The sequence below is a fragment of the Chitinophaga parva genome (assembly GCF_003071345.1).
In the GTDB taxonomy this organism is placed as follows: Bacteria; Bacteroidota; Bacteroidia; order Chitinophagales; family Chitinophagaceae; genus Chitinophaga; species Chitinophaga parva.
In genome coordinates, this window is the sequence record NZ_QCYK01000001.1 from 1472428 (window position 1) to 1485695 (window position 13268).

9 protein-coding genes are annotated in these 13268 nt (G+C 53.9%); all 9 read left to right on the forward strand.

The genetic code is table 11. The features are described from left to right. Window positions 1-17: 17 nt before the first annotated feature. The 9 genes from DCC81_RS06275 (at window position 18) to DCC81_RS06315 (ending at window position 13056) form a co-directional block, all read left to right on the forward strand. On the forward strand, window positions 18-1640 hold the full coding sequence (locus DCC81_RS06275; RefSeq protein WP_108685710.1) for a RagB/SusD family nutrient uptake outer membrane protein: 1623 nt from the start codon (window positions 18-20) through the stop codon (window positions 1638-1640). Window positions 1641-1706: 66 nt separating this feature from the next. Beyond that, window positions 1707-2771 (forward strand): SusE domain-containing protein, encoded by a 1065-nt coding sequence (locus tag DCC81_RS06280; RefSeq protein WP_108685711.1) that lies wholly within the window; start codon window positions 1707-1709, stop codon window positions 2769-2771. Between the two features lie 65 nt (window positions 2772-2836). Continuing rightward, a complete protein-coding gene (locus tag DCC81_RS06285; protein WP_108685712.1) occupies window positions 2837-4687 on the forward strand; it encodes a glycoside hydrolase family 13 protein in 1851 nt (616 codons plus the stop codon). A gap of 59 nt (window positions 4688-4746) precedes the next feature. Then, on the forward strand, window positions 4747-5391 hold the full coding sequence (pgmB, locus tag DCC81_RS06290; protein WP_240612913.1) for a beta-phosphoglucomutase: 645 nt from the start codon (window positions 4747-4749) through the stop codon (window positions 5389-5391). 21 nt (window positions 5392-5412) lie between these two features. Next, a complete protein-coding gene (locus DCC81_RS06295) occupies window positions 5413-7731 on the forward strand; it encodes a glycoside hydrolase family 65 protein (protein ID WP_108685714.1) in 2319 nt (772 codons plus the stop codon). A gap of 7 nt (window positions 7732-7738) precedes the next feature. Next, window positions 7739-9511, forward strand: coding sequence for an alpha-amylase family glycosyl hydrolase (locus DCC81_RS06300; protein WP_133177568.1), 1773 nt, complete (start codon window positions 7739-7741; stop codon window positions 9509-9511). A gap of 55 nt (window positions 9512-9566) precedes the next feature. After that, complete coding sequence (locus DCC81_RS06305; RefSeq protein ID WP_205686261.1) at window positions 9567-10946, forward strand: MFS transporter; 1380 nt, start codon at window positions 9567-9569, stop codon at window positions 10944-10946. A 103-nt stretch (window positions 10947-11049) separates the two neighbouring features. Beyond that, window positions 11050-12528 carry an alpha-L-fucosidase gene (locus DCC81_RS06310; RefSeq protein ID WP_108685716.1) on the forward strand — a complete coding sequence of 493 codons (1479 nt, stop codon included), beginning with the start codon at window positions 11050-11052 and terminating at the stop codon, window positions 12526-12528. Between the two features lie 153 nt (window positions 12529-12681). Further along, complete coding sequence (locus DCC81_RS06315; protein WP_133177569.1) at window positions 12682-13056, forward strand: hypothetical protein; 375 nt, start codon at window positions 12682-12684, stop codon at window positions 13054-13056. Window positions 13057-13268 lie beyond the last annotated feature (212 nt).

A 13268-nucleotide genomic window follows, 5' to 3' on the forward strand; every position in this document is an offset into this window, starting at 1 on the left:
CAAACAAAAAGACAGTCATGAAAACGAATAATAAACGGATGAAGAACTGGTTGGTAGGAGGCATGATAGCGCTCACGCTGGGTGCCTGCACCAAAGACCTGAACCGTACGCCCCTGGTAGGTTCTACCTCCGCCAGTGTGTATGCAGATTTCAACAACTATAAAAGTGTGCTGGCAAAACTGTATGCAGGTTTTGCGATCAGTGGCCAGACCGGCCCTGCCGGCAAACCTGATATTTCCGGCATTGATGAAGGTACCTCTAACTACCTGCGCCAGTACTGGCAGTGGGAAGAGCTGCCCACGGATGAAGCCCTGATCACCTGGACAGACGCGGGTTTGCAAGACCTGCATAATCTGGACTGGACAGCAGACAACCCTTTTGTACGTACGATGTACCAGCGTATCTACTACCAGATCTCACTGTGCAATGAATTTATCCGGGAGACCACAGACGATAAGCTGGCTGGCAATAACATTACCGGTGATAACCTGGCTACCGCGCACGTGTACGTGGCAGAAGCCCGCTTCCTGCGCGCCCTGAGCTACTGGCATGCCATGGACCTGTACGGCAATGTGCCTTTTGTAACGGAGAAAGACCCGGTGGGCGCATTTACGCCCAAACAGGCCTCCCGCAAAGAAGTGTATGCCTATGTGGAGAGTGAGCTGAAAGCCATAGAAGGTACACTGGTGGCCGCCCGTGGCAATGAGTATGCCCGTGTGGACCAGGCCTGCGCCTGGACCCTGCTGGCCAAGTTGTACCTGAACGCTTCTGTGTACATTGGGGAAGACCATTCCACGGATGTGATCACCTATTGCAACAAGGTGATCGCAGCAGGTTACTCCATCAACCTGGATTCTGTGAACTCCTACAAGAACCTGTTCCTGGCAGACAATAACACCATGAACAATGAAGTGATCCTTCCCATTACGTTTGATGGCCTTGAAACCAAATCATACGGTGGCATGAACTTCATTATCCATGGTATGATCGGGGGTAGCATGCCTTCTGCTGCATTTGGTGTGAATGGCGGCTGGGGCGGCATGCGTGTTACGCCTACCTTCGTAAGCCAGTTCACCGACATCACCGGCGCTACAGACCGCCGCGCCATGTTCTGGACCGATGGACAGTCCCGCGAGATCCCGAACGATCCGACCAAGGATTTCAAACAGGGCTATGCGCTCACCAAGTTCCGCAACGTAGACCGCGCGGGCCATCAGGGACATGATGCTACCGGCAACTTTGTGGATACAGACTTCCCCATGTTCCGCCTGGCAGATGTATACCTGATGTATGCAGAAGCGGTGCTGCGCGGTGGCGGCGGTGGCAATGCGGCCACAGCCCTCCAATACGTGAACACCTTGCGCCAGCGCGCCTATCACGGCACGTCCGGCAACATTACAGCAGGCCAGCTTACCCTGGACTTTATCCTGGCCGAAAGAAGCCGTGAGCTGTATTGGGAAGCTACCCGCAGAACAGACCTGATCCGTTTTGGCAAGCAGACTTCCGCCGCTTACCTGTGGGCATGGAAAGGTGGCACCATGAATGGCGCCGGCGTAAAAGATGCCTACAACATCCTGCCCATCCCAAGTGCAGACCTGATCGCCAATCCCAACCTCGTGCAAAACGACGGCTACAAATAAAGACGATCGCCGCGCCGGCGTTCCTGCCGGCGCTGCTTTTTTCTCCACAGCAAATACTGATAAAAAATGCTAACGATATTTAATAAAAGAATGATCCTGGCGCTCAGTGTAGCCGTAGCCGTTATGACGGGCTGCAAGAAAGATGCGGGCCAGGTGGCTACCCCTTCGGGCAAGCCTTCCCTTACTTTTTCCAACACCAATAAACTGGTGATGCAGGAAAGCTACCAGGACTCCGTGATCGAACAGATCTCCTGGGCGCCGGTGAATTTTGGTTACAAGGGCGTGGTGACCTACACCCTGCAGTTTGACAAGAAAGGCAATGGCTTTGCCAGCCCTTATAATGTAACCGTAACTGGTACTTCCACCACGATGACGGTAGCAGCGCTCAATGATGTGGCGGCCGCACTGGGCCTCACTTTTGGGCAGGATAATGATATGGTAGCGCGCATGCGCGCCAAGGTGGGCACCACCAATTACCTGGCAGATGCCGCCAGCATCTCAGACTCTGTGAGCCTGGTGATCAATCCTTACCGCGTGATCCCGAAATACCCGCTGGTATATGTACCGGGCGATTATTCCGATGCCTACGGTCTGCCCACCTGGGACCCCGGCACCGCGCCTTCCCTGGCCAAGCGTACCGGCGATGCCTATTACCAGGGCTTCCTGGTGTTCCGCGCCGGCTCCCAGTTCAAGATCAACGTGGCCCGCAACTGGGATGATAAGAACTACGGAGGCACCAGCAGCACACTGTCTACCTCCGGGCCTAACCTCACCCTGGCGGATGCCGGCCTGTATTACATCAATGCTAATATGGATGCCCTTACCTGGACCCACGTGGCTGTAACCAGCTTCTCCCTGTATGGCGCTGCCACCGGCAATGCAGACAAGGACCTTACCGCCACCAATGCCGTGAAAAGCCTGTGGAGCGCCACGGTGACCCTGGGCGCCGGTACCCTGGATTTCCGCGTGAACCATGATGCCAAATGGACGTATGGCGATACGGATGGAGATGCCCTGCTGGACCCGGCTGCCACCGGCAATGCCATTAACATTGCGGAAGCCGGCACTTACAAGATCACCCTGGATCTGAGCCTGCCGGGTAATTACATCTATACGATAGAAAAGCAATAAATTTATAGCAGCATGGATGGGCATGGCTCATCCATGCTTTCTCTTCAAACAGCAGCACGGAATTCATGAAACGGATCTTTTTACTTTTAGCCATGATAGGCGGCCTGGAGGCCGGGGCACAGCAACTGCCCAAACTGGAGCGGGTAGAACCTGCCAGCTGGTGGACCGGAATGCAATACCACAAGATCCAGCTCATTGTGCATGGAGCCAATATTGCTACACGCAGCGTACATTTCAGCTATCCCGGAGTGCAACTGCTGGAGGTGCACAAGGTGGAAAATCCTAATTATGTATTCGTAGATATTGACATCACAAAAGATGCATTACCGGGAACGTTCCCGATTGTTTTTAGCAAGGCAGGAGAGAAGGATCTGAAATACACTTACACGCTCCATGCACGCAATAATGGCGTGAAAGCACAGGGGGTAACCAGTAAAGACCTTATCTACCTGATCATGCCGGACCGCTTTGCAAATGGCGATGTGACCAACGATGTGGTGAAGGGAATGGCAGAGACCACGTTGAACCGCGACTCCATGTATTACCGCCATGGGGGCGACATCCAGGGTGTGATAGACCACCTGGACTACCTGAAAGACCTGGGAGTAACGGCCGTGTGGCTGAACCCCGTGCTCACCAATGATGAGGCGCATGCATCGTACCACGGCTACGCCAATACGGAAAACTACCAGATAGATCCCCGCTACGGAACCAATGCCTTATATAAAAAACTGGCCGACGCACTGCACCAGCGCGGCATGAAACTCATTCAAGACCTGGTGCACAACCATATGGGGCTGAACCACTGGACCGTGAAGGACCTGCCCATGAAAGACTGGGTGCACCAATGGCCCACGTTTACCCGCTCTAATTTCCGCGAGCAACCCGTTTACGATCCTTACGCATCCAAAGCAGATAAAAAACTCATGACCGATGGCTGGTTTGATACCCACATGCCGGACATGAACGAAAACAATCCTTACCTGTGCAACTACATCACCCAAAGCCACCTGTGGTGGGTGGAATATGCCGGGGTGGATGGCTTCCGGCTGGACACCTATGCTTATAACGATGCAGATTATATGGCCGTCTGGGGTAAGATCATCAAAGCGGAATATCCCCGGCTTAGCGTGTTTGGAGAAACTTTTGTGCATGGAGTACCCAACCAGGTGGCCTTTACAGCAGGTAATACGGTGAACCGTGGTATCAACACGGAGCTGCCTGGCGTTACGGACTTCCAGTTGCTCTGGGCCATTGGCGATGCGCTCAATGCCAAATCCAATACCTGGGACGACGGTGTGATCCGCCTTTACAATACCCTGGCCAGTGACTACCAATACCAGGATCCCACCCGCAACGTGGTGTTCCTGGATAACCATGACCTGAGCCGCTTTTACTCCGTGATAGGGGAGAACACAGCGAAGTACAAGGCCGCCCTTGCCTGGCTGCTTACCACCCGTGGTGTGCCGCAACTGTACTACGGTGCAGAGATCATGATGAAAAATTTCAGCAACCCGGATGGACTGGTGCGGGAAGACTTTAAAGGTGGCTGGCCAAAGGACAGTGTGGACAAATTCACCGCCCAGGGCCGCACCGCGGCAGAGAATGACCTGTTCAACTACCTGCGTACCCTGGCTAATTACCGGAAGGAAAACCCGGTGCTGCAAACGGGTAAGCTCATGCAGTTTGTGCCGGAAGCAGGCATTTACACCTACTTCCGTTACGATAACAACAAGACCCTCATGATGATCATGAACGGTACCGACAAGGATACCACGGTGCGTACAGACCGCTTTGCCGAAAGGACCCAGGGCTACACCCGCGCGGTAAATGTGGTGAATAAGGAAGTACTGCCATCTATCAGCACCGTGGCGGTGCCCGCCTTTACCACCCTGGTGCTGGAGTTGAAAAAATGACAACAGATTCATAACGAACCACTATTGTAAACCTGGTTAGCATACCCTAATTTTTGCGAATGATACAAGCGTGCATATTTGACCTGGATGGCGTACTGGTAGACACCGCGGTGTACCACTACAAAGCCTGGAAAAGGCTGGCCAACGAAATGGGATTTGATTTTACCGAGCAGCAGAATGAGCAACTGAAAGGCATCAGCCGCATGGACTCACTGGACAAAATACTGGGCTGGGGCCACCAGCAGAAAACCCCTGCGGAAAAGGAAATGCTGGCCACCCGCAAGAATGAATGGTACGTGGAGATGATCAGCAAAATGACACCCGCGGAAATACTGCCCGGTGCACTGGACTTCCTGAAAGCGGCCAAGGCAGCAGGTTTGAAGACAGGCCTGGGCTCTGCCAGCAAGAACTCCGCCATCATCCTGCAGAACACCGGGCTGCTGCCCTACTTTGATGTGCTGGTGGATGGCAACCATGTAACTAAATCAAAACCAGATCCCGAAGTGTTCGTGACTTGTGCACAGCAACTGGGGGTAGACAATATACACTGTGTAGTGTTTGAAGACGCGGAAGCCGGCGTACAGGCGGCCAAAGCGGCGCAAATGAAATGTGTGGGCATAGGCAGCGCCAGCGTGCTGCAGCTGGCAGACCGCGTGGTGAGTGACCTGCGTGAGATCACCCCACAAGACCTGGATACACTTTAAACTGAACTGAAAACTGCGTGCATGAAGCATTATATTCTCCAGGATGCCTGGAACATTATTGAAGAAGGATTTGAACCACACCTGCATAAAATCTCTGAAAGCATTTTCAGCATTGGCAACGGCCGCATGGGCCAGCGCGCTAACTTTGAAGAGGACTACACCGGTGAAAGCCTGCAAGGCAGCTACGTAGCCGGCGTGTACTACCCGGACAAGACCCGCGTGGGCTGGTGGAAGAACGGCTACCCGGAATACTTTGCCAAGGTGCTGAATGCAGCCAACTGGATAGGCATTCACCTGAAAATAAATGAGGAGGTGCTGGACCTGGCTACCTGCAAAACGGAAGGTTTCCGCCGGGTGCTGAACATGCAGGAAGGCTACCTGGAACGCAGCTTCACGGCTACCCTGCAAAATGGTACACGGGTACGCATACACGCGGTCAGGTTTTGCAGCATCGTGGATGATGAGGCCGGGGCCGTACGCTACAGCATTACCCCGCTGGATGCATCCGCCCGCCTGGAAATAACACCTTACGTGGATGGGGATGTGCGCAACCAGGACGCCAACTATGACGAAAAGTTCTGGAACCCCATTGCCCATGAACTGGTGAACCATGAAGGTTACCTTACCCTGGAAACCCGCAAAACGGCGTTCCAGGTAACCACCGGCATGCACTGCGTGGTGGAGCGCGCCGGTGCTGCACTGGCTCCCCAGGTGACCACCGCGGAGGCCAAATATATTGCCGCCACTTACCACACGGAGGCCAATGCCGGTGAGGAAGTTGTGGTGTATAAATACGCGGTGAACCTCTCTTCTGAAAACCACCCGAAAGACCAGCTGGTGGCGCATGCAAAAAATATAATGGCCGATGTGGTGACGAAAGGCTTTGACGTGATGAAGCAGGAGCAGGCGGCTGCCTGGGCCAGCAAGTGGGAAGAGAGCGACATTGTCATTGAGGGCGATGTAGCCGCACAGCAGGGCATCCGCTTCAACATTTTCCAGCTCAATCAAACTTACACCGGTGAAGACGCGCGCCTGAACATTGGTCCCAAAGGCTTTACCGGAGAGAAATATGGGGGATCTACTTATTGGGATACGGAAGCGTACTGCATTCCTTTTTACCTGGCTACCGCAGGGCCGCAAGTGGCCCGTAACCTGCTGGTGTACCGTCACCGCCACCTGCAAAAGGCTATTGAGAATGCACAGAAGCTGGGCTTCAAAGATGGCGCCGCCTTATATCCCATGGTGACAATGAACGGGGAAGAATGCCATAACGAATGGGAGATCACCTTTGAAGAGATCCACCGCAACGCCGCCATTGCATTTGCTATTTACAACTACATCCGCTATACCGGCGATGCGGCTTACCTGGCGGAGTATGGCCTGGAAGTGCTCATCGGCATTGCCCGCTTCTGGGCACAGCGCGTAAGCTGGAGCAATGACCGCCATCAGTACGTGATGCTGGGCGTTACCGGCCCCAATGAATATGAGAACAATGTGAATAATAACTGGTACACCAGCACCATGGCTACCTGGTGCCTGGAGTATACCCTGCAATCATTGCAGTATGTGCAGCAGCAGGAGGCCGCGCGTTACAATGAGTTGTTGCAGCTCACCCGCTTCAAAGCAGAAGAAGCCACGCAATGGCAGCACGTGATAGACAATATGTACTATCCCGCATCAAAGGAGCTGGGCATTTTCCTGCAGCAGGATGGTTACCTGGATAAAGAACAGATCCTGGTAAAGGACCTGCCGGCCAGTGAGCGCCCGCTGAACCAAAAATGGAGCTGGGACCGCATCCTGCGCTCCTGCTTCATTAAACAGGCAGACGTATTACAGGGACTTTACTTCCTGGAAGACCGCTATGATCTTGACACCATCCGCCGCAACTATGATTTCTATGAGCCGCGTACGGTGCATGAAAGTTCGCTTTCTCCCTGTGTACATGCCATTGTAGCGGCAAAGCTCGGGGATGAGCAACGTGCTTATGAATTTTACCTGCGCACTTCCCGCCTGGACCTGGATGATTATAACAACGATACGGAAGATGGCCTGCACATCACGTCCATGGCAGGTACCTGGATGAGCGTGGTAGAGGGTTTTGCCGGCATGCGCGTGCGCAACGGGCAGCTGCACTTTGCACCCTTCCTGCCTTCCAAATGGACGTCTTTTGCGTTCAAGATCCGTTTCCGCGGGGCTATTTTACACGTACAAATTGATCAACGCCAGGTACAAATCACCAATGCTTCCAGCCATGAGATCACCGTGTTCATTCACGGGGCGGCGCTTACCGCCGCCGCAGGTGCTACCGTAGGCCTCAGCCAGGAATTAATAAAAGCGTAAATTGAAGGTGAAAAAACAATACACACTTTTAATGGTGGCTGCGCTGTGGCTCCTAAGCAGCGGGGCTGCCCATGCCCAGGAGACTATGGAAAACGAAGCAGGTCATACCCACCACAAGCTGGTCATCTATCAACTGATGGTCCGCCTGTATGGTAACAAACAAACGCACCAGCAATTTTACGGCAGCGCGGAGCAGAACGGCGTAGGTAAGTTCAACGACATTACGGACAAGGCCCTGGAAGGCATGAAGCAACTGGGCGCATCGCACGTGTGGTTTACCGGTGTGCTGGAACACGCCAGCATGGCGGATTACAGCGCCTATGGCATTCCCGCGGATGATCCCATTATTGTGAAAGGCCGCGCAGGATCGCCGTATGCAGTGCGGGACTATTATGATGTGGACCCGGACCTGGCCGTGTCTGTGCCCAACCGCATGGCGGAATGGGAGGCGCTCATAGACCGCACCCACGCCCATGGCCTTAAAGTGGTAATGGACTTTGTGCCCAACCATGTGGCACGTAATTACCACTCCGATGCGAAACCAGCCGGGGTGGCGGATTTCGGCGCAGCCGACAATACCAGTGTTGTATTCAGCCCCCATAATGATTTTTACTATGTGCCCGGGCAAACACTGGTGGTACCCGGTATGCTGAACCCGCAGCTGAAGGCCATGCTCAGCGACCTGCCTTATAAACCTTACGTGGAAAATCCCGCGAAGGCCACTGGCAACAATGTTTTCAGTGCCACGCCTTCCGTGGATGACTGGTATGAAACCGTGAAACTCAACTACGGCATAGACTACCAGGCCAATCAAGATCATTTTGATCCCATCCCTCCCGTGTGGCAAAAGATGCGCGACATCCTGCTGTACTGGACCTACAAGCATGTGGACGGCTTCCGCTGCGACATGGCAGAAATGGTACCCGTAGCCTTCTGGCGCTGGGTGATCCCCCAGGTAAAGCAGGTGAATCCCGGTATTATATTCGTGGCTGAGTCATATAACCCGAACGACTATACGAAGTACTTGAACGAAGCCCGCTTTGACTATCTCTATGACAAGGTAGGTATGTACGATGCACTGAAACGCCTTATCCGCAATGAACCCGGTGCGGAGGTAAGTGATATAGATCACGTCCTGCAAACCCAATCACAGCTGGACCCTTCCCGCCTGGTGCGCTTCCTGGAGAATCATGATGAGGAGCGTGTGGCATCGCCCGGCTTTGCGGGCAACGCGTGGTATGCAAGGCCCGCCATGGTAGCCTGTGCTACACTGGGCAGCGGCCCGGTGATGGTTTACTTTGGCCAGGAAGAAGGGGAGCGCGCAGCCGGTGTGGAAGGCTTTGGCGGAGAAGATGGCCGCACCACCATTTTTGACTACTGGGGGGTAGCCGCCCATCAGGCCTGGATGAACAACGGCGCCTTTGATGGTGGCCAGCTTACGGATGACCAGCGGAATTTGCGTAATTTCTATGCCACCTTATTGAACATCACGGCGCAAAGCCCTGCATTGCAAAATGGCGTGTTCCAGGAGATCAAGGACTGTCCCGGTTTCAGTAACAAACAATATGCATTCCTGCGTACCAGCAGCACACAGCAGTTACTGGTAGTCCTCAACTTTGACCACAACCAGGCGCTGGATGCGCAGCTTACCCTGCCCGGTGTGTCAGGCAAAACCATTAAGGACCTGCTGTCTGGCCACTCCCTGGTGGCGGGGCAGGCTAACAATATCCCGGTAAAGGTGGGGCCGTATGATGCGGCCATTTATGAGATAGGGCGTTAAAAATTTTACCACCTCCTAACTGCCGACTTTTGTATATCACATTTTAATGCACGTCATGAAACAGGATAAGCCACGGCTGTCTAAAGCAGCGATCTGGAATATGAGCATGGGGTTTTTAGGGATCCAGTTTGGGTTTGCCCTGCAGAATGGGAATGCGTCCCGCATTTTGCAAACCTTTGGAGCAGACGTGGCGCACCTTCCTTTATTCTGGCTGGCGGCACCGCTTACCGGCATTATTGTACAGCCCATCATCGGGCATTATAGTGACCGTACATGGAACAGGCTGGGGCGGCGTAAACCTTACTTCCTGGCAGGGGCCATCCTCACCGCACTGGCGCTGGTGCTGCTGCCCAATGCCGGTGTGATGGCGGCTTTGCTGCCACCCATTGCCATTGGTGCCGGCATGCTTATGATCATGGATGCTTCTATCAATGTGGCCATGGAGCCTTTCCGCGCGCTGGTGGGGGATAAGCTGCCGGATGCGCAACGCAGTGCGGGCTTTTCTGTACAAACATTTTTAATAGGCCTGGGGGCCGTGATGGGTTCTGCCATGCCTTACTGGCTGGATCATTACCTCGGCGTGGCCAAGACGGATGACCCGGGCGTGGTACCCAGGAATGTGGTCTATTCTTTTTACATCGGGGCATTTGTACTGACCGCTACTATTTTGTGGACCATCCTTTCTACGAAAGAATATTCACCGGAAGAAATGCGGAGCTTTGAAGGCGATGCAACTGCAACCGGTAATGCTACATCTGTGACTTTACAGGAAGCACCACTGGAGGCTAAACGTGGTCTGAGTACTATTTTCAGCGACTTTGCGAACATGCCCAAGGCCATGCGCCAACTGGGGCTGGTGCAATTCTTTTCCTGGTTTGCCTTGTTTTCCATGTGGGTGTTCACCACGCCGGCCATTGCGCAATTTGTATACCATACCTTACCGGGCGATACCAGTTCTTCCACGTATGCAGATGCCAGTAACCAGGTGAATGTGATGTTCGGTGTGTACAACGGCGTAAGCGCCGTATATGCGTTACTGTTACCCGTGATAGTCAGTAAGACCAGCCGTAAATTGACACATGCACTTTCCCTCGTTGCGGGGGGCATCGGATTGATCAGCATTTATTTTATACAGCACCCGGCATTTCTTGTTATTCCCATGATCGGTGTGGGCCTGGCCTGGGGCAGTATCCTGGCTATGCCGTATGCCATTCTTTCCAGTACCTTGCCCCCGCGCAAGATGGGTGTGTATATGGGGATCTTCAACTTCTTCATCACCTTTCCGCAGATCGTGAACGGCATTTTTGGTGGCATGATCGAGAAGTATCTGTATGGAGGGCAGCCGGTTTACGCGGTGGTAATGGCGGGCGTGTTCATGCTGCTGGCGGCCCTCTCCGTGATGTATGTGCAGGATAAGGAGCGGGAAGTTGCGTAGTAATACTTTCTTATCCATTCCTGGCACCAGATTGCCCCGTACCCCAAAAAATACGTGTATATGTCGCGCTTTGTCGCTAGTTTAACGACTTACGTATTCACTTATGAAGAAATTACTGTGTTGCTATTTTCTACTCGCCGCAGCCTCCCTGGCGCGTGCGCAGGCGCCTAAGCCTTACGGACCACTGCCTTCCAAAGCCCAGCTGCAATGGCATGAAACAGGCATGTACTGCATCATCCACTACGGTCCGGATACTTACACGAACAAAGAATGGGGCTATGGCGATGAAGATCCCGCCATTGTAAATCCCGATGCGTTTAACGCCAGCCAGATCGTAGGAGCGGCCAAAGCCGGCGGCTTCAAAGGCATTGTGCTGGTGGCCAAGCACCACGACGGCTTCTGCCTCTGGCCTACCGCCACCACGGGACATAACATTTCCAAAAGCCCATGGAAGAATGGCAAAGGCGATATGGTGCGCGAATTTTCCAACGCGTGCAAGCAGCTGAACATGAAAATGGGCATCTACTGCTCGCCCTGGGACCGCAACAACGCGGCCTACGGCCAGCCGGAGTACCTGAAAATATACCGCGGACAGATCAGGGAGCTCTATACCCGTTACGGCCCGCTTTTCCTCTCCTGGCATGATGGTGCCAACGGGGGAGACGGTTACTATGGCGGCGCCCGTGAAAAAAGGGAAATAGACCGCAGCACCTATTACGGATGGGATACCACCTGGGCCCTGGTGCGCAAGCTGCAACCCATGGCCGCCATCTTTGGTGATGTAGGCCCTGATGTGCGCTGGGTAGGCAATGAAAAAGGCGAAGCTGGCGAAACCTGCTGGGCCACCTACACGCCCCATGCCCCGGTAGAAGGCAAGGAGCCGGGCAATGGTTTTACCAAAGACAAAGAAGGCATTGAAGGCCAACGGGACGGCAGGTACTGGATGCCCGCAGAATGTGATGTGGCACTGCGGCCGGGCTGGATGTACCACCCCGAAGAAGATGAAAAAGTAAAATCCCCGGCAAAGCTGGCAGACATTTACTATAAAAGCGTGGGCCGTGGCGCCGGCTGGGACCTGGGCCTCTCACCCAACCGCCACGGGCAGCTGCATCCCAATGATGTGAAAGCCCTGGCCGCCTTTGGCACCTACCTGAGGGGCACCTTTGCCAGCAACCTGCTGAAAGGCGCCACCCTCAAGGCTTCCAACGTGCGCCAGCACAACGCGAAGTTTGGCACCGCCTTCCTCACAGACGCCGATGCATACTCCTACTGGGCTACAGACGACAGTGTGCACACGGCTTCCCTGGAAGCAGACCTGCACAAGCCCCAGACCTTTGACGTGGTGCGCCTGCGGGAGAACATTAAGCTGGGCCAGCGCGTAGAGGCCTTCGCGGTAGATGCGTGGGTAGACGGGCAATGGAAGGAAGTGGCCAAAGGCACCAGCATCGGGTCGCAACGCCTGTTGCGCTTAGACCAGCCAGTAACCGCTGCCAAAGTACGTTTCCGCTTTACGCAGGCCCCGGTTTGCCTGGCCATCAGTGACCTGGGCCTCTTCAAACAGGCGGCCCTGCCGGTGGAATGATGATAAATATCCCCATTTATTCCAGGGGTGCCTGTGACGCGTGAATTGTTGTGTGAGCTGAAAATGAACTGAATACCCATGCTGATTTACAAGCATGTTTTAAATGGAATGCTTTTTGGTTTTTGGCTCATACACACTCAAAGACATAGGACAATGGAACAGTTATTAGCAGCCAGGGATAGATTGCAGCGCCTGGAGTTTGAAAGCAACCGTGTGATGGAATTGCGTTTGCTGGTGTTGTCAGCCCTGAACCACATCATGCGTTTGCACATAACCTGCCCCGATGCGCGCCAGCGCACGATCTATAAAGACGCCTTCCGCGTAATGCTGTTTAACTATAAAACAATAGAATCGGCCCGGGAAGACGACGCCGTATTGTTTGTCACCTGCCGGACCAAGGCGGTGAACGCCATGGACGAGCTGATGATGCAGCTTTGCATCCTGGAGGCCCGGGGCCAGGAAGCCTTGCCCGGCCTGAGTTTGAGAGGACAGGTGGTGCCTGGCCAGCCGCAACTGAAGATCGCTTAATAACAGTTTGATATAAACCTGGACCGGCACGCCCCAAAGCGTGCCGGTTCTTTGTCTTTCCGCCTTTATTAATTTTCTGTGCCTTTCCTAAAAAGTTTGCCCGTGCCCCTATTTTTTGGTTGCTTTGTGAAATTTTTCCAGAAAGTAACCACTTTTTTCACCTGGCTATATTTGCCCGCGCTGTAAAAGTGCCGGCATCCGGCTGTAAATCC